21 protein-coding genes are annotated in these 26,235 nt (G+C 46.3%); 15 read left to right on the top strand and 6 right to left on the bottom strand.

All coding sequences use genetic code 11. The features are described 5' to 3' along the window. Nucleotides 1-617: 617 nt before the first annotated feature. The 3 genes from MoGM_RS09175 to MoGM_RS09165 form a co-directional block, all read right to left on the bottom strand. Nucleotides 618-1,136 carry a hypothetical protein gene (locus tag MoGM_RS09175; RefSeq protein WP_233210237.1) on the bottom strand — a complete coding sequence of 173 codons (519 nt, stop codon included), beginning with the start codon at nucleotides 1,134-1,136 and terminating at the stop codon, nucleotides 618-620. 83 nt (nucleotides 1,137-1,219) lie between these two features. Continuing rightward, the gene (locus MoGM_RS09170) at nucleotides 1,220-1,555 is read right to left on the bottom strand and encodes a GNAT family N-acetyltransferase (RefSeq protein ID WP_104369782.1); all 336 of its coding nucleotides are present in this window, start codon (nucleotides 1,553-1,555) and stop codon (nucleotides 1,220-1,222) included. Nucleotides 1,556-1,705: 150 nt separating this feature from the next. After that, on the bottom strand, nucleotides 1,706-2,023 hold the full coding sequence (locus MoGM_RS09165; RefSeq protein WP_146078710.1) for a hypothetical protein: 318 nt from the start codon (nucleotides 2,021-2,023) through the stop codon (nucleotides 1,706-1,708). On the opposite strand from MoGM_RS09165, the gene MoGM_RS09160 reads away from it, so the two are divergent. Next, nucleotides 2,006-2,986, top strand: coding sequence for an IS982 family transposase (locus MoGM_RS09160; RefSeq protein WP_071121765.1), 981 nt, complete (start codon nucleotides 2,006-2,008; stop codon nucleotides 2,984-2,986). The genes MoGM_RS09165 and MoGM_RS09160 overlap by 18 nt on opposite strands. 430 nt (nucleotides 2,987-3,416) lie before the next feature. On the opposite strand, the gene MoGM_RS09150 is transcribed toward MoGM_RS09160, so the two are convergent. Together MoGM_RS09150 and MoGM_RS09145 are read right to left on the bottom strand one after the other, a co-directional pair. Further along, nucleotides 3,417-3,881, bottom strand: coding sequence for a hypothetical protein (locus MoGM_RS09150; protein WP_146078709.1), 465 nt, complete (start codon nucleotides 3,879-3,881; stop codon nucleotides 3,417-3,419). Nucleotides 3,882-3,892: 11 nt separating this feature from the next. Continuing rightward, complete coding sequence (locus MoGM_RS09145; RefSeq protein ID WP_104369778.1) at nucleotides 3,893-4,216, bottom strand: hypothetical protein; 324 nt, start codon at nucleotides 4,214-4,216, stop codon at nucleotides 3,893-3,895. A 133-nt stretch (nucleotides 4,217-4,349) separates the two neighbouring features. Between MoGM_RS09145 and MoGM_RS09140 the strand changes: the two genes are divergently transcribed. Next, nucleotides 4,350-5,168, top strand: a complete 819-nt coding sequence (locus MoGM_RS09140; protein WP_104369777.1) for a hypothetical protein — start codon at nucleotides 4,350-4,352, stop codon at nucleotides 5,166-5,168. Here MoGM_RS09140 and MoGM_RS09135 read toward each other — a convergent pair. Further along, nucleotides 5,165-5,914 carry a helix-turn-helix transcriptional regulator gene (locus tag MoGM_RS09135; protein WP_104369776.1) on the bottom strand — a complete coding sequence of 250 codons (750 nt, stop codon included), beginning with the start codon at nucleotides 5,912-5,914 and terminating at the stop codon, nucleotides 5,165-5,167. The genes MoGM_RS09140 and MoGM_RS09135 overlap by 4 nt on opposite strands. 216 nt (nucleotides 5,915-6,130) lie before the next feature. Between MoGM_RS09135 and MoGM_RS09130 the strand changes: the two genes are divergently transcribed. The 13 genes from MoGM_RS09130 (at nucleotide 6,131) to MoGM_RS09070 (ending at nucleotide 26,219) form a co-directional block, all read left to right on the top strand. After that, nucleotides 6,131-6,622, top strand: coding sequence for a hypothetical protein (locus MoGM_RS09130; protein WP_104369775.1), 492 nt, complete (start codon nucleotides 6,131-6,133; stop codon nucleotides 6,620-6,622). Beyond that, nucleotides 6,619-7,005 carry a hypothetical protein gene (locus MoGM_RS09125; RefSeq protein ID WP_104369774.1) on the top strand — a complete coding sequence of 129 codons (387 nt, stop codon included), beginning with the start codon at nucleotides 6,619-6,621 and terminating at the stop codon, nucleotides 7,003-7,005. Before MoGM_RS09130 ends, MoGM_RS09125 begins: the two co-directional genes overlap by 4 nt. Before the next feature lie 5 nt (nucleotides 7,006-7,010). Next, the gene (locus MoGM_RS09120) at nucleotides 7,011-7,652 is read left to right on the top strand and encodes a 3'-5' exonuclease (protein ID WP_158249593.1); all 642 of its coding nucleotides are present in this window, start codon (nucleotides 7,011-7,013) and stop codon (nucleotides 7,650-7,652) included. 10 nt (nucleotides 7,653-7,662) lie between these two features. After that, nucleotides 7,663-11,298 (top strand): primase-helicase family protein, encoded by a 3,636-nt coding sequence (locus MoGM_RS09115; RefSeq protein ID WP_104369772.1) that lies wholly within the window; start codon nucleotides 7,663-7,665, stop codon nucleotides 11,296-11,298. Between the two features lie 18 nt (nucleotides 11,299-11,316). Continuing rightward, nucleotides 11,317-11,919: a hypothetical protein gene (locus tag MoGM_RS09110; RefSeq protein ID WP_104369771.1), complete on the top strand. Its 603-nt coding sequence runs from the start codon at nucleotides 11,317-11,319 to the stop codon at nucleotides 11,917-11,919. Between the two features lie 25 nt (nucleotides 11,920-11,944). After that, complete coding sequence (gene dnaN, locus MoGM_RS09105; protein WP_104369770.1) at nucleotides 11,945-13,084, top strand: DNA polymerase III subunit beta; 1,140 nt, start codon at nucleotides 11,945-11,947, stop codon at nucleotides 13,082-13,084. A 165-nt stretch (nucleotides 13,085-13,249) separates the two neighbouring features. Continuing rightward, nucleotides 13,250-13,606 carry an HNH endonuclease gene (locus tag MoGM_RS13370; RefSeq protein WP_104369769.1) on the top strand — a complete coding sequence of 119 codons (357 nt, stop codon included), beginning with the start codon at nucleotides 13,250-13,252 and terminating at the stop codon, nucleotides 13,604-13,606. Between the two features lie 134 nt (nucleotides 13,607-13,740). Then, nucleotides 13,741-13,986, top strand: a complete 246-nt coding sequence (locus tag MoGM_RS09095; protein ID WP_104369768.1) for a hypothetical protein — start codon at nucleotides 13,741-13,743, stop codon at nucleotides 13,984-13,986. 384 nt (nucleotides 13,987-14,370) lie between these two features. Continuing rightward, nucleotides 14,371-15,519: a DNA (cytosine-5-)-methyltransferase gene (gene dcm / locus MoGM_RS09090; protein WP_104369767.1), complete on the top strand. Its 1,149-nt coding sequence runs from the start codon at nucleotides 14,371-14,373 to the stop codon at nucleotides 15,517-15,519. Nucleotides 15,520-15,771: 252 nt separating this feature from the next. Further along, nucleotides 15,772-15,981: a hypothetical protein gene (locus MoGM_RS13080; protein WP_158249592.1), complete on the top strand. Its 210-nt coding sequence runs from the start codon at nucleotides 15,772-15,774 to the stop codon at nucleotides 15,979-15,981. Between the two features lie 766 nt (nucleotides 15,982-16,747). Beyond that, nucleotides 16,748-17,785 carry a DUF6712 family protein gene (locus MoGM_RS09080; protein WP_104369765.1) on the top strand — a complete coding sequence of 346 codons (1,038 nt, stop codon included), beginning with the start codon at nucleotides 16,748-16,750 and terminating at the stop codon, nucleotides 17,783-17,785. After that, on the top strand, nucleotides 17,778-20,312 hold the full coding sequence (locus tag MoGM_RS09075; protein WP_146078708.1) for a hypothetical protein: 2,535 nt from the start codon (nucleotides 17,778-17,780) through the stop codon (nucleotides 20,310-20,312). Before MoGM_RS09080 ends, MoGM_RS09075 begins: the two co-directional genes overlap by 8 nt. A gap of 123 nt (nucleotides 20,313-20,435) precedes the next feature. Continuing rightward, entirely contained in the window at nucleotides 20,436-26,219 is a 5,784-nt protein-coding gene (locus MoGM_RS09070) for a phage tail tape measure protein (RefSeq protein ID WP_104369763.1), read from the top strand. Nucleotides 26,220-26,235: the final 16 nt, after the last annotated feature.

Raw genomic sequence — 26,235 nt, 5'->3', positions numbered from 1 at the left:
ACTTTCAGTTCACTTTCGCTGTTAAAATCCTCTTCATCATTGCACCTCCAAACCGTCCCTGTTGCTGTTTAATGGCTAAGGCACGGTTCTCTGAATCCGTTTTTCTTCAGCAACTGGGATAACTCAAAGGTTACATAATCCTTATTCTTCATAACTTTATTATTTTACCAGTTCAAACTCGTATGCGAGCATCCAAGGGTTACTATCCCATGTGCATTTGCTCTAAACCTTGTATATATAATAAGTTTATATCACTTGTCATTATTCGGATGTTTCTTTTGTTTTGATGCTCGTTTGAAATACCTTTTGTCTGGAGTGTACTGAAACTCGTATAGTTTACCCGGTATGTACCTTTTTTTAGGTGTAAGATTTGAAAAATCAATATCTAAACATTCCACTATACATTCATATTGCTTCTTGTTGGTTAAGTTGGCTTTTGTCATAATCAATTATTCAAGTAGTTCAACAATTCTTCGGCACGCCTGTATGATTCAAAACCTTTCACATTCACATACTCTGTAGAAAAGCTCTTATCGCATCGGACCTGTACCCAAAATATCGTTATTGGAATACAGCCGTTATAACTTTTTCCTTGTACTATTCTGTACCGCTTCATGCTAATTCTCTAATTCAAATTTGTATGTGAACACCCAAGGGTTACTCTTCCATGTGCCCTTGCCGGATATGGAATCTATCAGCGCGGAATAGGTTTCACGAGGAGTGGATGCAAACCACATACGAGAATGTGTTTTTCTATCATACCGCACATAAAATCTTTGCGCTTTGTGGTCCCATTCTATCCCCTCCTTGATGCAATCCTCGTCCGATATATCTTGCAACCGCTCTACCTTAATGTCTGTTATACGGATGTGATGGGGCATAAGGTCGGCACGTACAAACATCTTGTTATCCCATCCTGCTTCGCAGAATGGAAAAGGCTCTATCCCTATTTCAGAATACTTTTGCGCGATGGCAACGACTTCACCGACTTGATAAGGCATACGTTCGGGATAGGTATCAAAATAAGTCTTAATCAACTCTTTATCCTCTAATCTGTCAAAGGTTTGTTCGTAATACTCTTCTTTGAACTTGCGTATTTTATCCCACTCTTTTTCGGAGATTATTCTCCTTGTCATTGTTTTGAGTAGGTTTAATACGGCTTGCGTAAGCCCGTATCTATTGTTAAACATTATCTTCTTCATGTATGGATACAGTTAAGTTACACTTGCTCGGATGTTGAGTCATTCAACACTTTCTTCATCCATATAAATTTACCATTGTCTTCATAATCATCATATTTGCGCCGATTGTACCATTGTTTTTGCCATGAGTGTTTTTTTGCCTGTAGAAAAATTTGTTTCGCATGTAAACCGCGAGCTATTTGTTCTGCTCGTAACAACAGTTTTGTGCCATTACCTTGTTTCCGTTTTTTTCTGACATATAGGGATGTGAGAATAATATCATCGGGTCTGTCATTGTATCGGTGTAATGACACATTTCCATTGTCTATCTTAATGGAAATAAATTCATTTGGTTGTTGTTCAGTCGGATTCATTGTCTTCTACAGTGATAGATTCTATACGCTCATGTCTTGGATCGGTTCCTTTCATTAAGTCGCTCTTAATCCGATAGGAAATCTTATCATTGCTCACAACATGTTTGTTATCATAATCGTATGATATGATAATAGTTATCTTTTTCTTTCTCATTGTTGTCCCCCTTTTTTAATTGTATTTCTTTCTGTGTCATTTGTTTCTTCCATCGGATTTTTTGCCACATATAAACTGGCTGTCAGAACGATTCCTTTTTGCTCGAATGCAAGTAAACCTTGGTCAAATAGATATTGACCTATTTCGATAGCAATGTCTTGTTTCGTTGTGTTTATGGGAACTCGATCAACCTCTTCTTGTGAGAGTTTATATTTTCGCTGCACCAAAACAAGATCTTCTCTGCGAATTTTTATATAATCTTTACCCGTTGGCGGAATTAATTTAAGTTGATAAATATGAGTAAAAAGTTGCACATATCGCTGATTTTTAGTAACCTAGTGGTGTTCAAAACATTAAGTCCAAACCATCGTATGTACAACCTTTATACAAAATTCGTCAAAATACTCGAGATATGCAAGCAATTCTCTGAAAATCTCGTCAATGAATCGGGTAATGTTCCACGTCGTGGTCCTGTTCCCAAGTTTTCGGATTTGGAAGTGGTGGCGCTATCCTTGACGGCAGAGACCGAGAGCATTGATAGTGAGAAGTGGTTGTTCGACTATAAATTGCAAGAGTACAAGGACAACATTCCTAATCTCATATCAAGGAGACAGTTCAATGACCGCAGGAAGAAAACGGCAGGCCTGTGTGAGGAACTGCGCAAGCGGATTGCCATGGAAATGGATGGCGGAGAGGAACAATTCTTTGTTGACTCCAAGCCGATAGAGGTCTGTAGGGTTGCAAGAGGAAAACGTTGCAAGATGGGACGTACCGGCAATTTCTCGCAAGCTCCCGACTTCGGCTTCTGTGCTTCGCAGAACACGTATTATTTTGGTTATAAGTTACACGCTCTCTGTGGGTTAAGTGGAGTTATCCATTCCTATGATCTGTCAAAGGCAAGTGTGGCGGACCTCCATTATATGAAGGATGTAAAACATACTTATCACGACTGTAGCATCTATGGTGACAAAGGGTATATTGGAGCTGACGTACAGCTTGACTTGTTCGAAACCGCACACATAAGACTGGAGTGTCCGTATCGGCTCAACCAAAAGGATTGGAAACCGACATTCATTCCGTTTGCAAAGGCAAGAAAGAGGATTGAGACAATATTCTCACAACTTACAGACCAGTTCTTGGTCATCAGGAACTATGCGAAAATAACGAATGGTTTGTTTGCCAGGATCATTGGCAAAATTAGTGCACTTACCATTCTGCAATACGTAAACTTCATTAACGACAAGCCCATTGGCAGAATTAAGTATGCACTAAATTAATTCCGCCAACAGGTAATCTTTCTGTGCCATTTAGTTTTTCTTTTCTTCCCAGTATATTGAACAATTATCGTCTATCTGACCATTAGCAGCCGTGTGCATGGATATGTATCTCGGCTTATTTGGATTTTTGTCTTTTATGTATCGTCTGAACATTTGCCATCTATGGCACTTTTTTGCTTTGCTGCAAGCGCAGCGGCACATGGTGATGTCGTAACTCATTTCTTTCTGATGTTATATTTTGTACCCGGACTGCCGGAGGATGGTCTTCGGATCAATATCTTTCCCAGTGCATTCGCTTATGGCTTGTGCAAACCATTCAGCGGCATGATACAGTCTGTTATATATCGCTATGTGTTTCTTGGGGTTCATTTTCCATTCCAGATTCCCAATACTCCGCCGTGTTTTCTTCCTTTGATTCCCTCTGTATTTATTATACCGTTTCATGTTCTTCCTTTGTTTTGTCCATGCCGTTCCATTCTAATCTGATATTGTCAATTTTTTTATATAGGGTGTCCGTCAATTCGTGCATGTGCCTGCAGTGGCATCCGTATATATAAAAGTTTGGTTTGGCATACTTGGACTTTGGGTCACTGATACAGCCGATGCAATAATCTTTATAATGTATTGTGTAGTTTTTTTCTTCAACTTGAAAGCCGAATCCTTTGAGTAGATCTATTGTTATTGGAAGGGCATCTATGTTTTTTATATCCTCTTCCCACGGATCGCAACAGCATTCGTCATCGATGGTAAGGTATATCGTACCGTCATCGTGGATGGCTGTAATCTTCATGGGTGGAGAATATCTTTCTGGGATAGGACTCCACACCTGTACCCAGTCGCCTACGTGTATGTCTCGTAGGGTAAGTTTCTTTGTCCGTTTTTCTTTTGGTCTCATATAATCTGGTGTTATAGTTTCTCCAGCAATCCAGTGCTTTCTGTCACACGCTCAGTCACGAATATGACAGGTTCTTCCATGGCTCCCACTTTCATTCTGAACCCCTTGTCCTGCAGTCTGTCCAGGTAGAGGGTCAGTGGGTCGCCCAGCGAACAGGGATAAGCCTTGAAAAAAGTGCGCAACTTCGTTTCGTCAAACCATTTGCTCGCCAGTTTCTCATTCTCGCAAGGGTGGTATGCTTCCTCGAAGGCGGTAATCTTTTGCTCAATGACGAAATCGGATAAAACAGTTCCCTGTTCCGATGCACCTTCTAATGGATCTTTCTTCTTTGTCATATAAACTGATTAAAAACATGATGCAAAGGTAGTAATAAGTAAAAAATATCACAAATAAATTTCTATTTACTTGCACAAATAAATGAATTATTTTAATTTTGTACCTGAATGACAAAATTAAAACTCTTACATCATGGCTGAAATGTATTATTATGTATGCAAAAAGACTTCCGTCGTGGGCCGACGCCTTTGCTCGTTTTTCAAAAAGGCGCTACGGGCGGATGAACGGGCTGAGAACTATGCTAAAAAGTTCGCTGCGTCTTCTTATGTCCAACCGTCTCAGTTCTTCGCTGGTGGTGTGGACTTTCTGGAGTTTGATAAGGCTCCTGACCCTGCTGTATGGCGTAAACGCATCACCACACCGGATGGCATAGACGAATATGAACCTAATTGTATGGTGCGCTCTGACTTTTTGGTGGTGGATGGTGAAAACTTCACGCCGTATGATACATGGAATCGAACGTATTTGCCTGCGCGTTTTCCGTGGACTTTGGTGCGTGGCAAAAAGTCAATGAAAGAGTGGGCTGCGGTTGCAGGCTGTGTATTGATAAAGGATAAGGAGAAGGATGCGTGTCTTATTGATGAACTCCTGTCTGGGAAATTTTTTATACCATATCTTGAATACTTTGGCGAAGAGGTGGTGGTGAACGCAAAGCGTGTTCCGCAAAGCCTTCGGAAGGCGATCCGTGCCGAGAAAGAACGGCAACGTTTGCCAGTGGTGGATGCCCAGGAACTATTCCTGTTGCTTGATATGCAGCTCGATGTTCCGGATGATGCAAAAAAGGCGTCCCAACTTTCTGTGGAAACGCCTATATTCTTTTTGCAGGGTGATAATTTCTATATCCGTAGCCGTGTGCCGTGCAAGGCCGATGAATTACAGGCTACGAATATGGCTGAGTTCAATTATCGCAAACGCTTTGCGCAGATTGAGAGCGGCGGGAAAGAGAACTAATCTTCGTTCTCTTCACCGCTTTCTCTCACGTAGTCATATCTGGCTCCACCTTTCCGCATCTGTGCATAGAGACTCGATAGCTCGCTGTTTTGTCGCTCTATGATGTCCATCAGTCGATTTCTTTCTGCATCGAAGTTTGCCTGGCAGTCTCTCCTGATGCGATCTTCGCGGTCGTGGTGCTCACTCTCTATCCTACGCATATCGTTTGCGTGTTCCAACTGCAGGCGCAGGATGTGCTCGGTCACACTGGTGCTATTCGTAGAAGTGGGGTAGGAGATGCTCGTGTCTTCTGCTTCACCGTCTTTTTCTTCCATCTCTTTTTGCTGTATCAACAACTCATCCCGTAACCGTTGTTGGTCGTTCTGACGTTCCAGCCCTTCTGCTACCGCTTTGGCTTGGTTGGGTGAGGTGATTTTACGCGCTCCCACACGGGTCTCTACAATTCCTCTCCCTCGTCCCTCTTTAATGCCGTAACCATCCGTAGGTAGTGTTTGGCTGTCTGCCGTAGGAAGCGAGGGCCGGATGCAGGGTATGCTGTCTCCGTCATAGAAGAAGCCGTCCATGGGGATGTTGTAGTAGTTGCAGAACCTGAGCATGGCGGTTACATGCACTGGCACTTTGCCGTCCAGCCATTTGTTTAGCGACACATAGTCGCTGCATCCGAGGGCTTCAAGTAAGTCCCTCTTTTGTAGTTTGTGACTCTCCATGAACTCACGGAGAAAACCGTAATTGTAAGAGTAATCCATTTTATTTTTATACTTATTTAACATTGATTCGTGTTGCGTGGATTGATTTGAACCATTATATTTCTGCCTTGTTATTTCTATTAAGAATAAGTTTATTTCCGACTAAAACAAAGATTTGATGTTAATTTTGATAGAAAATCCGATTAAAACCTTTGTTTTACAAAATAAAATACTTATCTTTGCCGCAAAATTACGAAAACTCGCTCAGATTACAATATGATAGCAGACAAATTATCACAACCACGTACACATCTGAACTGCGATGATCTGACTCCTAATCAGAAGGTCTTTCTGTGGGAAGTCATGGCACGTCATGGGGCTAAACAGGGTTTTTCCTATGACCGATTTTTCGAGAAGGGTTTTTTCCGGTGGGAACTGATGGGCATTACGGCAATCAAACATGACTTTATCCGCACTCACGTGAAAGAGCTTTTTCCGGAGCATGAGCCGGAGGATATTGAGAAGGTGATAGCTGGAATTGATGCGGTCAATGGGGAGTTTTACCGGCTGCTCGGTCGCTCTTATGGATTGAAAAAGATTTTCCATGCCTATATCTCTGAATTGGGCATGAGTATAACTACGTCGCTTAAACGCTTTTCGATGGATGATTGGGAGGACTTTGAGCGTGTAGGTATCTATGCCATTATGGAGGAGTTTGAGCGAGAAGTCTCGTGTATTGACCGGGGGGGGCAAATTGAGAACGCATGAAAAGAAAGCTGTATCATAGAGGCCGTCCACCGAAAGACCGTCGCATTTGCCTTTCCATTGCGGCCACCATAGACTACCGTGGGGATAACGATGATGAGTTGGTCTTTGTCTTTCGTGGGGCATACAAGCAACTTGTTATTGACACATTCCGCTTTTTGGTGGGTCGCGGTTATGGGATTGCTGCTGGAGCAGAGGTACTTATAGAACATGACTGCATACGTAGGAATGGTAAAGGCTTCTGGCGCATAGCGGTGTCTATGATTCGGCCTAACTATCATTTTTGCTCTCTTAAGGATATGACGCTGCTGATTGAGGCCACACTGCATAGGCTGCATCCTTGCACGGTGACTTGGTTCACTATAAATAAATTCCTAAATATATAATGACAATGAAATTGACACACATAGATATAACATTTGACCTCGAAACGTGTTCTCTCGATCCCCATGCTGCGGTCATACAGATTGCTGCATTGCCTTGGGTGCGTGGTTCCAAGACTCTCACGGATTTGTTTCCAGACGAGTTGCCTACGTTTGAGTCAAAGGTGGATCTTCGTTCTTGCGTGATGGATGGATTTGACTTTGACAGGAATACGATACAGTGGTGGTCTGGGCAACAAAAGGAATTGCGTGACAACTTGGCGGATGGTGATTGTTACCCTATCGACGAGGTGTTCCGTGAGTTTTGCGTATGGATTGCCGACATCAAGGGACTGACAAAGGCCGAAACGGTTTCACTTTGGGCACAGGGTGCTGACTTCGACATCGCCATCTTGCGTCATGTGTGCAACAAATATGACATACCTTTACCTGTCTCTCATCAGGATTTCCGCGATGCTCGTTCTTTTATTCTTGAACTGGTGGCTATAAATAACGGGTATGCTTCTGTTCCGGCTGATACAGAGAAGTTGTATGAGTGTCTTCCACCTTTGCCACAAGAGGCTGTTGCTGACGGACAACCGCATAATGCGTTTTACGATGCCTTGCGTACATCGTGGAACGTAAACACTTGCTTGTCTTATATAAGTTAGTCCTTATGAAATGATTTACGACCCTCTTATAGATGAACTGGCGGCTCTCCCGCTTACGTTGCTTGTCAATCCTTCAGACCAACAGACGGAGGAGGGACAGGTGGCTTGTTGGTGTCCGTTCTGTAAGATGCAGAACGGCACGCCGCATTTTATCATCTACAAGCAGCGGAGGGGAGGACTATATGGCAGGCCGGTGGAGTATTGGCGGTGTACCAGGTCTTCTCGTGCCGGATTCGGGGCAATAGAACTGTTTGCAGCTATCAATGGCTATGGTTATTGGTGGAAAAGGGATGATGTTTCTCCTTCTACGTTCATCTGCGTGGGGGAGGATTTGCGTCGCGCCTGTCTCGAACTGGCAATCCGGGCCGGGCATACCATGGAGGAGATAACTGAGAAGTGGCCTGAACTTCTCCAGCGTGACTACCGTATTATGGCTCAGCGCCCGCAGTCGGTGCTTTCTTTTGAGCCTAAGACGGACTTCACCCCACAGGACCTCGCGGCACTCGGATGTACCACATGGCTCGACCACAATGGCATTGAGCATTATGGCTTCGAGTCTCCAAATAAACAGTCTTCATGGCATTTTCATCCATCTATGATTCAACAGGATTTCCATGTCTATGCCGTGCTGAAAGTAACGTTGCCGCAGGTGTCTCGTCAGGGCACGCCTCGGTCTGAGGTGCTTGTTTCTACTCCGTGGTCGCCTATCTTTATCTGCCTGGCTGATGACGAACGCGAGGACTGCGGATGTGTTTTTTTTCCGGCTAACGACCACCTTACTCCCATGGTGTTCTCTAATACGGACGAGCATTCTTCTTCTAAGGTTTCTCGCTGGCTGGCTGGTGACAAGATGTTCAAACGGGCTGTTGAATTGCGCACATCGGACAATACAGGTGTATTTGATGCCATACAGGAGACGGACGCGTCTGAGGTATATGAGCATTCTCGTACAATATGGATGGAGGATGTGAATGAACGTGGGACACTCAAGGCTGAGCAAAAGGAAGAGAAAATCAAGGAGAAGGACATCAAGGCGCGTAACATCATCTTCTGTGCTACTGCTCCTGATGCTATTGCCACATACTATCATTTGAAGGCGCTCCGTCATACTTATCCCTCACAATTTGGATCTCGATGGTTTCATGTTTGTTTCCCCTATGGAGATGTGCCGTTTTCTTCGGTTCATTACAACAAAATGTACCGTTTTGCGGATAATCTTTATACGTTGTTTCCATCGTCTAACAAGCAGCGTCTCCATGCGCGTGACATAAGCTGCCGATACCGCTCTATAATGCGGGCGGAACTACCTGGGACAGTCTCCGACCGGGCGCACTTGTTTTTTCCTCGGCTCTACTGTAATCCGGTGTCTTCCGTTCGCGACTTTTTTCTTTCTTATCGTATGTTGCCACGTGAGGGTTCTCAGTACGATTATGACATCAACCGCCTTTTCTCTGCCTGCATCACTTCGGCCCTTTGCTCTGACCCGTTCGAGCGCAAGGAGAAGCGTGACAGGAATGGCATTGTTAAGGAGGTTTTCTATACCATCAATCCTGCTACTTTATGGGAGTTTATGGCTTCTGCGGGTTATGCTCGTGATGTGCGGACTGATGAGCCGGATAAGATTGGACGATATATCCACATCGATGGTCCTTTTGCCGACGAACTGGATGCTGCATCTATGGTGCAGGCTACGATTGAGAAGCTCAAGGAGTATGCTCGCCAGGTGAACGATGAACGTTCCACCCCGGACGAATACGAGAAGATGGTGCAGGCTGTTCTCCGGGCGAATAAGGAGATTAACGAGAAGACGATAGCTTCTCTTCCTGCTGTAAAACTGAACTATACAGATGGTTATGGACGACATGTGGAGCACTTTTTCTACGATAATGGGGCATTGCGCATCACGGAGAAAGAAATATCCATGTGCACTTATGACAGCATCGACTTCAATGTGGATCGTGCGGCATTGCTTCACTGGAACATGACACCTATCCGTAACCTTCCTTTTGATATTTCAGAAAATCCTGCTTACCGCAAGCGTAAGGACGATATTCAGCGGAAACGCACGCAGAAAGACGATCTTGGCAAACCGCTTTATACGCTTCAACAACTGGCGCAGGAAGAAAATGAACTTGCTCTATGGGCACAGTCTCATCGTTGGATAGTGGATTGGAAAGGAAAGAAGGAGGCTGAATTGTGGCCTACGCTTCGTGTGTTGCGTGGCTTTGCCAATGAGGAATGGGAACATGAGCAGGAACTGCTGCATGATGGTCGTGAGTTCTCTTCTGAGGAGCAGATGGAACTGGATTGCCGCTTTGCCAATCTTGTCTTCTGTCTCGGCCGTATGTTGTGGCGCTATCGTGATTCTAAGTCTAATTGCATTTCTTATCTGATAGAGAATGTGGTGACTGCTGCCAACCGCGCTGAGGGTGGCTCTGGAAAATCTACTTTCGTGCGCATCTTCGCGGGTTGTGCGGCGCATATTTTGAACGTAAATGGTCGCGACCTGATTTCCAATAAGGAGTTTTCGTCTAACCTTGCCGAATACCAGCACCATAAGCATCGTATCGTGCATTGGGAGGACGTAGATCAAACTCTTGACTTCGGAAAATTATATAATCTCACGACAGGTGATTTTTCCGTGAGATATATGTACAAGGATCGCATCACAATACCGCTGTCTGAAGGTCCAGGTCATGTGGTCACATCTAATTATCCGCTTCACGACCTTGACGACTCTACCATGCGTCGTGTCTGTCTTGGTGGCTTCTCTCATCGTTTCTGCGGGCAGAACATTATGAAGAATAAGGCGGCCCGTTATATTTCTGACATTATGCCGGATTTTAATGCGGTCTCGCCCGATAAGTTGTCCGCATCTTCACGTAACCAGATAGCCATGATTTGTGCGCTTTCGGTACAGTTTGTTATGCGCTACGATGAGAAGGTGGATGCACAGAAAAAATATATGGAGCAACGAACACTTACTCAGTCGCTCGGCGAGGCTTTCCTCCGCTTTGCGCGTGTCTTCTTCGAGCGGGAGGTTTATGGCATCCCCATTGACCTTGACTCTATGCTTGAGGAATATAAGTCTGATTTTGCAGAAGCCTCTAAAAATAAGACGGACAGCTTTTCTCCAAAGGCGTTCAAACGGCGCGTGCTCGATTATTGCGAGACGGCTGGCATCCTGATGAATCCTCCGCAACTTTTCAAGCGTGCGGATGGAAAGACGCTCAAGAAAGCGGTCGAGACAAATTATTTTGCACACCAGGCCTGGTGTACGCGACGCTACTTTGTGGGACGTGAGTGGGAGGATGATACCACCATTCATCCCAAGCAGATACGCGAACTGCAACGCACGGAGCACGCAGTGTATTTCTATCGACAGGGCAAGGATAGCATACCTGAGAATAACGATGAACTGATGAAGGTCTATACGCATTTTCTCTCCCTGCCAGACCCGACACCAATCGTGGATGATGAGGGAAACGTGGTCTCTCTATCTTTGGAGGAGCAGGAACGCTGGCGCAACTACCTTGATTCACGGCAGCGAAAACGGGCGCTGATTTCGGCACCCGCATCTCCTGTTTCCGGGAATCCAGCTCCGGGAAACCCGGTTGATCCGTCACAAGAAGATTTACCGTTTTAATATAAAAATAAAGCAATTATGGCACGTTACAGAAATTCTCAAGACCTCGGCATATTCATCGGGGCGCAGTTTATAAATCTTCCGCGTGGGGAGGGGCAGGCTCCTGTTCCTGGAATCTTCATCCCCGCAGCCATCAATGGCATCGATGTGCGTGCGGACAATCGTGATGAGACAAAACGCAATGCTTCTGGCTTCCGTGCTTTTATCAACACGCAGCAACGCTCATGCTCTAATCGTTACATCGAGGCGGTCAAGCAGGGATTGATGCGGAAGGGTGAGCAGGTGACGCTTTATAATGTTCCTGCCTATCAGGTGTGCTACATGCTTCCGGAAGAGAAACGCACGAAGATTCGTGCGGCTTTGGAGAAGCGTATCAAGGCAGAACATCCGGAATGGGCAGAACAGACGGACACGAGTGGCACTGATCTCGCCCGGGCTATATCCACGATGATGCCGTTCCAGATGGGTGACTCTTATCTTATCGAGGAACAGACCCAAGCGAATACGCACATGAATGTTTCGGCACCTGTTGCACAAGGTGTGACGGGATATTCTTCTGCAGTCCCGATTGATGACAACAGCGGACAGTGGGCACCGGCTGATGAAGATTTGCCATTCTAAGTATAAGACATAAAAACTGTTAAATATGAAATTTTCTGTTTCTTCCAAAGAACTTTTACGTGCGCTGAGCACGGTTTCTAAGGTCATCCTCAAGCGAAACACGCTCCCTTTGCTTGACAATGCGCTGGTGTCTTTCAAGGATGATAAGTTTTTCATTACGGGTTCGTCATCCGAAAATACACTGACAATGCCGATAGACTTGCGTCGCATGGACAATGGTGTTTTTCGCCCTTTCTGCCTCCCAGTGGCAATGGTTTCACCCATTTTGGCTACGCTTCCGGAGCAGCCTGTAGAAATGATAATAGATGACACCTCTTTTCTTGCTTCGTTTCGTTACAAGGGTGGTGACTTCTCTGTTCCGGCTTTTAATGGTGCAGACTTTCCTCTGCCAGTTGAGCAGGAGAACACCACGGTTGAGTTTTCTTTGCCTCTGTCGGTCTTTCTGCCTTCGGTCAAGGCCGCATCTGCCTGTACAGCCGATGATGATTTGCGCCCACAACTGAGTGCCGTGGCGCTTGATGTGTCAAACGAGGGGGTTACTTTTGTTGCCACATCCGGGCACATGCTTTATAAGTATGTTTATACGAATGGGATTCCGTTTGTTACAAATGGTAAACCGTGTCTTATCCTATTATATAAAAAGGCTGTTCCTGCGATTGATGCCGCCTTCGCAAATGTGGAAATGGTGTCTTTGCGGCATGATGGTAAGAAACTGATCATTTCGGCTGATGACACCACACTTTATGTGACGGATGTAGTGGGAAAATATCCGAACTACAACTCGGTCATTCCTGCACAGTCGCCTTACCATCTTGTCATGCCGGTGCGTGACCTTGTAAATGCACTCAAGCGCGTGTCCCTTATGTCTAATTCTGCCACACAGATTGTGTCTATACGCAAACAGGATGGTGCTGTTTCTCTCTGTGCCGAGGATGTGGACTTTTCACGCAAGGCCCGCGAAGACCTGTCTTCTGATGATTGTACGCTTCCTGACGGATTTGCTATTGGTCTTCGTTCGAGTCACTTCCTGACGGTTCTTTCTGTCGTCTCTACGGATAATGTTCGTCTCGAATTGTCTGCTCCTGAACGTGCAGTGACTGTTCGTGAGGATGCTACCAATTCTTCACTGATAGAATTGATAATGCCCATGCGCATTGATGAATGACTGTCATTTCATAGGGTGGACTCGCTCCGGAGAAAAACGGGGGACGGTGTTGCGTTATCACTTCAAACATATATGCAACACCATTACCTCATTCTCCGGGGGGGGGTATATGCAAGGACAAGAATACGGACATGTATAATACTACACCATACATATTGATAGAACATGAATTGTAGAGTGAGAAAATTCTATGAGGTTGGCCGGACCTCTTATTTCATTTCTGACAGTGGGGAGGTTTATTCCTCCCGAACGGTCAGTGCAGGCTGTTCTTCGCCGTTGTGCTATTACGACATGGATGCTGCAAGGTTTTTTCAGGACTTTCGTCCTATTGCCTCTTTCAATGGAAAGGGGTATCGGCGCGTTCGCATTCAGGGAAAGAACTTTAAGGTTCACCGTTTGGTGGCCATGTCTTTTGTCCGCAACGATGATAATCTCCCGCATGTGCTGCACAAGGATGGTAATCGCTCCAATAATCATTATAAAAACCTCGTATGGTCCGCAAGCCAGTCCAATCGCCTGTGAACATGCCGGTAATTCTTGGTTACTATTCTCCTTCGCAGAACGGCATCGTAGTTTCTCCCATCGGCATCGCACTATGCTTGGCTGGGGGGGTAAAGGACATGACATGGATAAACCGAAAATTTTAATTGAATACAATGAAACAGAAATTTTATCTTCTTGCGACACTCCTTGAAACACATGAAAATGTTTCGGATAGACATAATCTTTTCATCTCTCTGGATGATGTAATGAGGGCTTTTGAAAAAGAACTTGCTGATTGCAGGGGAACATTCAATGAGCAATGTGGCGACACGTTGATAGATTTGCCTCGGTGCAAAGAATGGCGGACGGAAGAGGGTGAAGGATATACTGTGACCATCGAAGAAATAACACCTCAATGATTTGGGCAAGATACCGTAACATTAAGAGATTATTTGTCCTTAATGCAGATGGGGGGGGGGAAAAATGTACGTACCATTAAAGCGAATTACTATAAAATGGGAGTCTATAACTTTTTGTTTGCAAAAGGAAATGGTTTTTTTGCAACCGCAGTTATGATTGAATATGATTTTTAGTATTACTTATATAGGAACTACACGCTTCTTCGGGGGGTAAAATCACACCTTGCAATACCACAGCGGATGGTTGTTCGGCTACGCTTACAACCCGTTATGAAGCCATAGGAAGTGGCAATATCATTTCAATGGCTCATTATCCTATGACTGTTGTCCTTTATGAATATGAGTTATAATTTGAATAGATTTTTGATATAAAAGAATAAAAAAATGATTGCAAAAATATACCCGGATAATCATCCTGACTTACAGGGAAAGCGTGACCCATCTCATCCTGTCCGGTATTTTGACATTCGCAAACTTACTGAACGTGAGTGCCTGCGTCTGATGGATGTACCAGAGCCTGACATCATTACTATGTGTGAGGATTCTTCTCTTTCCCGCTCGTCTATATACAAGTTGGCAGGAAACAGTATTGTGGTCTCTTGCCTTTACTATATCTTTCGCAACATTTGGCTGACGGAGGATGACCCCGATGATGCCTATAATTTGTTTCCTGACCCTACATTCCGTGCTCCGTTGCCATCCAAAATAAGGCTTGTCACGCTTTGTTCCGGTTATGACTCGCAAGCTATTGCTATGCAGCAGTTAGTGGATGCCGCGAACCAGGGTGGGCACACCGTTTCTTATGAGTTGATGGCATGGTCTGAATTTGACCCGGAAAAAGCGAATGTCCCTCTCGAACGGCAGCCGGCTGTGGTAGCGCATAATTTGCTCTTCCCGCAATGGAAAGACCGCAATCTCGGCGATATGACGAAGATTGATTGGCATTCTTTCTGTAAGCATCTCAAGGAACAGGGAGAGGATGACATTGACATGCTCACTTATTCTACACCTTGTCAGAGTATCAGTCAGGCTGGCAAGCGTGCAGGCCTTAAGAAAGGCTCTGGTACTCGTTCTTCTATTTTGTGGTACACAGAGGAAGCCATCCGTGCTTTGCACCCGAAGTTCTTGCTTCAAGAGAATGTGCGTGCATTGGTTAATGAGGTGAACATTGATGATTTCCGTGCCTGGCAGCAGGTGTGCAGTGATTGTGGATATGATAACTATTGGGCTATACTCAACGCTAAGGACTATGGAGTTCCGCAAAACCGTGAGCGAGTTTTCATGTTGTCCGTCCGTCGTGACCTCGGTCTTCCTGTTTATCGTTTCCCAAAATCTTTCAAGTTGTTGAAATGTATTGCTGATGTACTGGATGAAGAGGTGGACGAATCTTATTTCCTTAAACCGGATAGTGTCATCAAGTTTCTTCAGACAAACGAGGCAGATAAATCTGCTCACATCATCTACGTTTATACGGATCATAAGTTGTCTGATGATGAGATAGCTGCATTTCGCAAGGAGCATGGATTGTGTTAGGTGTTTTTCTGTCCTTATTCCGGTTCGCACGGAACACGCTCGTCTTTTGCGACGCATACATGGTGATAGGGGGGGCTTTTGTCGATTTTCTGACCGGCAGTTGCTTCCTTCCCTGTCTTCGTACTCCAACACGATAACTTCTGTCTTGAAGGATAATCTTATTCTTGTTGAGTATGATACTAATTAAAATCCCCAACGGCACGTATTACTTATGTCTGCATTTGTGCGTGTCGTGGCAGATGTAAAGATAATATGTATATCTATGACCGATACCCCGAAGAATCTTCTGCAGGTGTTCGTATTGCAACTTCTGTCAATCGTGATCTCGACAACCTTTCGTTTCGCGGCGCTCATGCTGATCGTCGTTTTCATCAGGTTATTGAATTGGGCTCCGAGAAGTTTACAAATACAATTACATCAGTTCAAAAAGATAACCTTTTATGGATAGAACGTTTGCTTTAATGATGGCATCTACTCCGTTACCATATCGAATGGGGGGGTATATTGTCAATGTACACCGGATTTCAACCGTGGTCCGTTGTGGAACTTGTCTCGTACCATCCGCGCCAACATGCAGGATGCCGGTATATTGATTGAATATGATGATAGTATCTGGCTATAAATGTGCTCCGCACATTTGGGGGCATTTCTTTGAATGGCGACATGGGGGGGGGGGATTGACCATCCTATGTGGAAGCCTGTTTGTCCTTGTTTACGTACATCGGACTATAGATGTCCTATGTGTTTATTGGTAGAGTATGATGATTATGGCTGCGAATAATAAGAACTTGACACAACTCATACAGAAGGGTTGGACTCCGACACATCATGCAGAGTTCCTGGATTTGTATAATATGCGTTCTATGGGGGGGTAGCATCTACACTTCTTGCTGGAGTATTTTATAGAAATATGCACTATATAGTTGTAGAACATGAAATGTAATTCGTCTTGCCTAAAACTTTTCATCACGTCCTCCGCTTCTCCGAAGTTTGTTCGGGGGGGCAAATTGTTCCTGTCAATACTGCGGACGGTGGAGTAGCTTGCACGCTGAATACTCGTTATGAGTATTTGGCAGCATCGGATATTATATCTTTGGCTCATTTTCCGAAGACGGTAGTCTTTTTTGAATACTTTTTTTGAATCCGTCTTTCTGTTTTTCGGGTTTTGTTTTGTCCCCATTTTCTTCGTTCTTCCTCTTACCTTTGTGGAAACAAAATTTCATCGCCCATGCTTATATCTACTGTTGAAGAGTTAAGGCTCTACGCTCCGGCCAACGCCATTGACCATATTGAAGTCTTTTCTGGCTTCTTCGATTCCTCTGAACATGATTTCCTGTCAGACAAGCTCGGGATGTCTCTCCATCGTTCGCTCACGGATTACTATCGCAATCTCCGCAATTCGGATTCTGGCATTGGTACTTATATTCATCAAATCACAGACGGGACTGACCTCCCTCCATACGCCCGTCTCCTCACGGTAGCACAGCGCATCCTGGTATTCGATGCTCTCTCCCGTGCCATCGACATGCAGGCCATCTCCATCAATGGATCTGGCATCAACATGTCTGTGGCAGATGATTACCAGAAGGCGGATCGCGAGGCGGTCGTCGCGTATAAGGCTACATGTACCAAAGAGGCACATGCTGCGCTTAATAGGCTTCTCGTGTTGCTTGAAGACTGGGCGCAGGACGATGATGCAGATGAAGAACAGATGGAGATTGTCCGTCTGTGGCAGGAGTCTCGCTTCTTCTATCTTGCTGGCTCTCTCGTTATCCCATCGGCGAAAGTCCTTCAGGAATATCTGAATATCTACGACTCTCGTGAGAAATTTATCTCCATGCTTCCTGATTTGCGCTTCATTCATGAGGATGTGTTGGCTCCGGTCATAGGGGAAGACTTCATGGACTTTATAGTGATGTTCTCACAAGGTTCCGTGACCGACATCACCAACTCGGAGAAATCGTTGCTTTCTCGTGTCCTCCACACCCTGCGCAAGGCTGCTTCTCGCTATCTCGAAGCACGTACAAAGGTTATTCGTGTGGAGAATGACCGGCGCACGGTTGCACACAATGAGGCGGTATCAATCACCGACAAACTGACTGAATATATTGCTCTTCACCAGTCTGCTCTCCCATCCGTGGCTCTTGATGCGCTCAAGTCTTCACCATTGTATGTTGAACCTGAATTGCCTAAGCCGGAAACGGCTCCGCTCTTCGAGAACAACGGGCCGTCATCTGTCATCTTCGTAACGCCTTCACTTGATTGATATGACTCTCGCTCGTCCTGCTGACTATTGGTTTTCCAATTATGCTATCTTCATACAGCTTAACGCTACTGGAGACCGCAACTACATCCATGCCAACTGCTCTTCCGGTTCCATGGTCATGTGCTATATGCGTGGCATATCCGGACTTGGATATGACAATGCGCACAACTACCGCAGATGGCCGTTGGTAGCATCGCCTACGTTTTTTCACGACAATCTTATCCGTTATGTGTACATTGCCATTCCGAAGTCTGAGGATGCCGATGCTAATGCGCAGGTGGTGTTTCCCTCTGAGCTGATTGACATCTATGGATGCAATGAGAGCGGAACGCAGGTAGGGCCTAATACGCATTACTATATCTTTACGCAGGGCATCATCTCTCCGTCCGAAGTGGGAGGTGTGGTACAGGACCGCACTTGGCAACAGGTCATCAACAGTGGACAACTGGCATCTGATGAGTCCATCGCCGCAGGTGGATCTGATACATGGTGGGAATATGTGGCTTCTGCTGATATGGTACGCTTTATCAAGACGATAGCGGAAGCGACATTTGAGAAACTGACGGTTACATGGGCATCCTTAAAGCAGCTTGTTCTTAATGGTAATATCATCAACGGGGTGGCGGGGGATGGTACGAAAGAGGACTCCGACGACCATCTCGTTACGCCGGCCTATGCCGAGAATCATTGGCTCTCCAAGACGCACGATGATGTGGCCAACGGCAAAATCACATTCAATAACTCTATCTTGGTTAAGGGAGAGACGGTACTGAAGAAGACGGTTACTGTGGGCGATTTTGAGAAGGATGGCCAGGTGGGGATCGGTGCTCGCGAGGGTATGCGTTTTTTGCCGGATGGAACTATCTTCGCGCGTAACCTCGAACTTTCGCAGTCGCTATCCGTTCCTACGCTGAAATATAACTCTATTGAAGTGTTGGCGGGTACACGCTGGGACTCGGCCGGTAAGGGTCGTGTTAAGGAGGTGATAGCCGTAGATGCTTCGGCACACACCTGCCAGTTTGTGCTTGACTTGAATGACGGGGAACCGGGTGAGTTCCTGGTTCACGACATTCTTCGTGGGTTCTGGCACAATATGGATGGCTCTAAAAATGCGTCAGCTAATGCAGATGACCGCCGGGGTAATATCTCCCGCGCAGGGTTCGAGTCTATCTATTGTCGGGTCATTGCAGTGGACAATGTGGTGGAGCGCACGGAGAATGACACGGTTTCCTATATTGCGCAGGATGCGGACTACATCCCGCATCCTGATGATAAAGTCCTCACTGCGGGTTTGGTAACGGTACAGGCGCGACAGTTCTCCGATGGTTCTTATTCGCCTTCTCCACAGCAGTGGGCGGTACTCTCCGTTTCTGGATTCTTCGGAACTGACCATCCTGAACGACAGAAATTCTTTGTCTATACGACTTCCTATACAGCACGTTTCGAGGGGGTCAATACTTGGGAATGGGAGGAGCATACTTTTATGGGAGGATGGGGCGACCTTACTGGATTTGTCATGCTGCGGGTCGACGACAACGGGGTTGTCTCTCGCAAAGAATTTGATGGAGAGGGGTTCGTCACGAAAAATGCGCATATATATGGTATTCTCGACCAGTTCACTCGCTTCTCCGACCGCATTGACATCCGACTTTCTCGGCCGGATGGAACCATAGCCGAAGACGAACATCTCCGTGCGGATTTTGTCTTGCAGGATGTGGAGGGCAGCATCATTTCTGGTGGCTATAAACTTACCATCACACGGCAGTCTGGCGATGATGTTGCTGATAAGGCGTGGAACGATGTCATGGCCGCAAAATATCCCGATGGCATTCCTTCTGCTTTGGAGTTTTTCTTCACGGATATTCCGGAGAATGGGGCGCTTTATATCGTGGCGGCATCGCGTGACGTGCAAACGGATTCTTCAACAGAGACATACACCACTTCCGCTTCTTTTGTCCTGACACGTGCCTATGCGCAGGAGGTGTTTTTGGGTGAATGGGACCCGGCAATGAATTATGAACGCTCTTCTCGCACTTATCCAACCGTTACCTATGGGGGCTGCAAGTGGTATCTCGTGTCACCATCTTCTGTGGCCGACGAACCGCATCCGCTGTCTTCCGTATGGCACATGGTGTATGGTCTTCAAGACCTTGAGATACGTTTTTACAATGAATCGGGCCAGCGTATCACTTCTGCATCGGCATATCCGGGTTATGTGAATATCTACCTCGATCCTCATCTTCTTTGCGGAAACTACGACATCACGGACTCTCTAAAAGACAAAGATTGGTCCTGGGAGCGATATATCGGTAATTATGGGGAAGCGGTGGACTCTCGTACACCGGCCGAACAGCAGTCTGACCTCGGATGGGTTAAGGCACATTGGCCATCATCGGTGCCCACACGAATCCTGCGCATTACCAATGCTGACCTCCCACCTACTTGGGGTTCGTCAGGTAAGGTGGCTAACTTCATCGTTACGGTAAACTATGGAGATTTGAAGATTACAAATATAGTTTCCGTATAATGTTTATCGTTTATTCTCTATGACTATTGTCCCCGGAGCCCTCTTCCGGGGCTTTCTGTTTGTCCCCTTTTCGCATACTCCGAGTTCTATCTTTGTGTCAAATTCTGATAAAACTCTGCCAATATGAGTACTCAAAAACAGGAAGTCATCATTACATGTAACACCAAGCAGCCTGTGGCCGCAGTCCGGGCTATGGAAACGGAACTAAAAAGGCTTCAAGGCACTTACAAGCAGCTCGTGGATTCCGGAAAGGCGGGTACCGAACGTGCCAAGAAAATGGCGCACGACATTAAGGAGCTCTCTGTCGCTGTCAAAGAGGGAAAGGACAATATGGATTGTATTGTGAAGGTGACGAATGACCTCTCTAACTCGTCGCTTTCACAACTTAACCGTGCGCTGCGTCAAGTGAAAAAGGAGATGGCTAAGGTGAGCACAGACAGTCCGAAGTTGGATGACCTACGTGCGAAATACAAGGCAATATCCGACCAGATAAAAGTGCTGCAGGGAGAGATGCTGAACATTGGTAAGCATATCGGAAACCTCTCTTCTACTTCAGACGCATGGCTCAATAAGGCTATTCAACAGACGAAATCCTTGCTCCAACAGACGAAGCAGGGCACTACGGAATATATCCGCCAGCAGAATGTGCTTTCTCAACTTTCGCAGGAGCAGCGTAATCGTTCTGTGGCTACCATAAATTCAGGAACGCCCAGCGCGGATTCTCTTCGTGCAGCTCGTCAGAACCTGACAAATTATCGTGACTCCATAGGTACGGGTGGAGTGCAAGTGGCAGACCCCGCGATGGAAATCAAGAACGTAAACAACGAACTGAAAAAGGCGGACGAACAGTTAGATGCTATCGCCGGCAAAAACAAGGAGGTGGCTAAAACTACACAGCAGATAGCACAGGAAGCGTCAGACATTGCCATGGATCCGAAAAGGTTTACCCCAAAGGAAATCGAGACGGCTCTTGATAATGTGAACAAGCAGCTGAAGAATATGGCTATCAACGACCCGATGCGCAGCCAGTTGGTGCAGTCTGCCAAGACACTTCGCGAGGCTTTGGATGGTGTGGATCGCGAAACGGTGGATGTGAACAAGGTTCTGAAAAATCTTCGTTCCACACCGCTTGACAAGCTCCAGCAGGCGGCAAAGCAACTGGAAACGGAAATGAAAACGCTCCAGCGGGACACGGTGGAATATAGCAGAAAGACACAACAACTGAGACAAGTCCGTGCGGAAATTGAACGTTCTACAGATTCGGTGAAAAAACATTCGTCCGCATGGCAGACAACGCTCAGAAACATGACGGCATACTTTGGTGCCTTCCAATTATTCTCCATGGTTCAACAGAAACTTACGGCCGTGTTCCGGTTGAACTTGAAATTCTCGGATCAGCTTGCTGACATTCGCAAGGTATCTGGTCTGGCCATGAAGGATGTCAATGATTTGTCGCAGTCTCTTTCTAAGCTCGACACTCGTACCACGATTGAGGAGTTGAATGAGATTGCGTATGCCGGTGCCAAATTGGGTATCGGTAAGTATGGCACAGCAGGTCTTGAACAGTTCGTCCGTGCTGCCAATCAGGTGAACGTGGCTCTCAAGGAGGACCTGGGTGCGGATGCACTTACGGCTCTCTCTAAAATAACGGAGGTGATGGGTCTTATCCCGAAGATGGGTGTGGAGAAGTCCATGCTGGCCGTGGGTTCTTCCATGTTCCAACTGTCAGCTACTTCTACGGCTACTTCCAACAACATCGTGGAGTTCGCAAAGCGTCTCACGGGTATGGCACGCACAGCGGGCATTACCACGGACCAACTCCTTGCGCTGGGTTCTGCTGCCGACTCTATGTATTTGATGCCGGAGGTGGCTTCTACGGCATTCAACAAACTGATTTCTTCTTTACAGACCAAGCACAATCTGATAGAAAATGAATTGCAGATAGCACCCGGTACCATAAACGAACTTTATTCTGCTGGTCGTGCCATTGATGCAATGGTGCTTATCTTCGAGAAGATGAGAGAGAAGGGGAACATGAACGCGCTGCAAGGTGTATTCAAAGACCTCGGTTCTGATGGTGCCCGTCTTGTCAATGTGATGGTGACAATGAGCAAGAATGTGGACATGCTAAAAGAACACTTGAATACGTCTAAGGTGGCTTTTGAAGAAGCTACGGCCGTATCAAAGGAATATGCTATTCAGCAGGAGACGGCTCAGGCATTGATGGAACGTGCCGGAAATATCTGGGAGAAAGCCTTTGTCAATCCGGAAGGGGTGGATATGGTGAAGGAAATGGCACGGGCTTGGTATGATTTTTCCAAGCATACGACATCCAACAAGTTTGCTCTTTGGGTCTTGAAATCATTGCTTGAAATGATAGCGGTTGGAATGAAATCCATCCTCTATCTTCTTCCTGCTATTCTTTCTGGTTTACTGTTCAAAGGGGTGGCAGCGGCTGTTACCGGAGTGGCTACTTCTATCGGATTGATGGGTAAGGCTTCTGTACTTGCTACCTTGCAGACAAATGGACTCGTAGCAGCATGGAAAGCGTTGAATACAGTTCAAAAAGCCAACGTGATAGGTCTTGTCATTACCGCTGTTGTTGCTTTGGGGTCGGCCATATATGATGTGGTGAAGAAAGGACAGAAGATGGATGAATGGATGAGTGGGTTTAATCCTACTCTGTCTGATTTTAACCGTGATTTTGCTGTTGCCGAAGACCGCTTGAAGCGATATACAGATGCTATCACAAATGCAAAGAAGGGTTCTAATGAACATAAGGCAGCTATACATAATTTTAACAAGGAGTTTGGTGGCTACCTTACGAACCTTCTCAATGAGAAATCCACAGCTGAAGACATTGCTAATGCGTATAAGGAGGTTGTCAAACAGTTGAAAGCGAAGATTGCACTTCAACTCCGCGAGAAGGATATAGAAAAACAAGTGACTCCTCGTATAGGATGGGCGGCTGACAGACTTTCTGAATATGATGAAAGAGCTAATCCGGGTCAGAATGGAGAATGGTTGAAGGGATATGTTGAAGATGCCTTGGAAGCCGGTAAGTCTATTGAACAGATAGGAAAAGATCTTGGTAAAAAATGGAACGTGGATGCTAAAATTATTAGTGATGCCATTAAAAATCGTTCTCGTGCAGTACCAACTAAATGGACAGACATCGAAAAATCGCAAGAAGATTATAGTGCGGTTGCTCCTTATGCTGTAGATAATGGCGAGTCTGCTGTAATGAGCATGATGAGTAGGGAATCGAATACTCGCAACTTGACAGCAAAAGAACAGCAACTTTATCGTGCAATGCGTTATGTTTCGCAAATAGTGTCAGCCAATAACGCTATGGATCGTGTCAATAAGAAATGGAAACCTTTTGAGGACACGATTACCGATGTCTCTGTTCAAAATGAAGAACCTGGCACTCTTGACAATGAAGCTCCTGACAAAGATGCGCTCAAACGTGCCAAGGAGGAAGCGGCGCGGCAAAAGCAGGAGTGGAGAAGAGACTTGAAAGATGCTCAGGACCAGGCTCGTGCCGTCATTGATAACATAAAAAACTTCTATCAGAGGCAGATTACAGAGGTGCTCCGCACGGCAAACGAACAGAATTGGGACACGGCTCTCACGGAATCTGCTGTACGGGCGGTGGAAGGCCGTATGAACCTTGCACTCTCTCAGGCTCGTAAATCCATCGCGGGTGTGGAAAATACATGGGAATCGTTCCGTGATACAATGAAAACGGACATGATAGAACAGGCTGATGAAGTAGGTTACAATGAGTCAAAGGTGTTGCTTGATAATATCAATGCGTCCAATACCGTTGCACTTCGGAATCTCATAATGAATTTGTCGGCCAATCTTGAAATCCCCGGGAATGCTTCCATTGATGCGATATGGAAGAATGCCTCACTCAATGAGAAGACGAATGAGACCGTAGAACAGAGACGACGTAGAGAGGTGCAAAGCCGTCTCTTGGATGATAACTATACAGCAAAGGTGGATGATGAATATACACAGTCTATGGAGAAACTCGGTTTCTTCGATTTGTCAGAAGCACAGGCCGACACTCTCCTCGCAGGGGGTGAAGATGCGGAGCGTTTATTGCAACGCCGTGCCAATGAAATCGAACGTGTGTTGCTGACGGCTCGAACTCACATCACGGATCTTTTTGCTGCTAAGGATAAGAACGACTTGATGACAATCCTTTTCGGTGAAGACTGGAAGAACTCCGACACGGAATTAACGCAGGTCCTTAATCTGTCTGGTGATGAACTCCGCGTTTTCTATCGCGAACTTATTAAATACTCGGACTCTTATACCGAAGCCCTTAAAAAGTCGCGCGAGAGACAGAAGAAGATTCTTGATGAGCAATGGATGAAACGGCCGGAGTTCCATGAAAACGAGACTGCGCAGAATTACACCGAGATGCTGTCGTCCGGTGTTGGCCAGTATTCTGCGGATGTGCAAGCCCGCAAAGAGAATGGGGAGAGTATTCCGCGAAAGGATACTTATGGTGCGGCATCATTCATATCCTCGATGGGGCACGACCCTGAAATTGATGCCTATCGGCTCAAGATGGAGGCTGCTGCGGCGTACTATGATTTCCTCGCTGCGCACCAGGCGGATGCAGAAACGCTCCGCGATGCGGAACAGGCTATACTAAGGTCTGAAATGGAGTATGCTCGCTCTGTGGCCGAACAGATGAAGCAGCGTATCAATGACATCTACCAGTTGGCGACTCCGGTCGAGGATTTCGGGTCTTCCATCGGAGAGGCTTTCGCGACTATGACGGAGGATGCGGATGCAGGACAAGAGGCGATGAAGGAGGCAACCCGTGAAATGATTAAAGCCTTTATGAAGCAGACCATCGAGATGACTAAAGAGTATGCTAAACGGCGCATCATGCAGAAGATGAATGACCGTCTTACTTCTGTGTCAATGAAGAAATCGACTAAGAAAATGGTCGCGCTCGAAGCGGATAAGCAGGACCAAATCACCGAAACACAAGAGGTGGGTGGCCAGGCTCAGGAGTTCTTGAATGAGGAGGTACAGGGTAATATCAAACAGGCTACGCAGGAGATAGGTCAGGAGACCTTGCAGGTGCAGCAGACGCAGACGCAACAGGAGGTGCAGACGGAATCGGCCAAGACGCAGGCGAACACGACGATGGGTATCGCCAGTGGCGCGTCTAAAATCATTGGTTCGCTCGGTTGGTGGGGTATTCCGCTCGTGGCGGTCATCACGGCCTTGTTGAATGGCTTGCTATCATTCGCTATGAGCAAGGTGTCTTCGCTCTTTGGGGGTGGCGGCGACAAGTCTTCGGATGCTGGGCCGAATGTGAAACTGGTCACGGGTATGCTGACTTATGATAGTGGTAACGTGCAGGCTTTCCGAGGTGTAGAGGATGGAAAAACTTATCCGGTCGTGGGTAACGATGGTAATGTGTATGCGGCCAAGGATGGGGGTGAACTGTCCACTGGGCTTGTCCGCGATCCTATCACGACACTCATCAATGGACAGCCGGCACTTGTGGCGGAACGTGGACCGGAAATGGTTATCGGTCGTGAGACGACAGCGGCCATGATGATGGCACGGCCTGACCTTATGGCGGAAATTGTGAAGTTCGACCGCTATCGCTCAGGTATGACATATCGTGCTTACGACAGTGGCAACGTGCAGGACTTCTCCGCGACGACTGACACGCATCCTGTTGGTCTTTCTTCCGAGGATGTGGCGTCTCTCCGTGCTTCGCTCGATGGTTTCGCGGCAATGATGACGCTTATCCAACGCAATGGTCTTCATGTGAATAAGTTTGGGCGGGGTTCCGTTACGGAAGAGGCGGCATCGGGTGCTGCCTTCATGCGGCGCAATTCGGGCGACCGTAGATGGAAGGGTTGATGTGTAACTTTTGTTG

This window comes from Prevotella sp. MGM1 (genome assembly GCF_002933775.1).
Classification (GTDB): Bacteria; Bacteroidota; Bacteroidia; order Bacteroidales; family Bacteroidaceae; genus Prevotella.
Note: the sequence above shows the minus strand (reverse complement) of the source record. Positions and strands in the feature narration are given on the sequence as shown.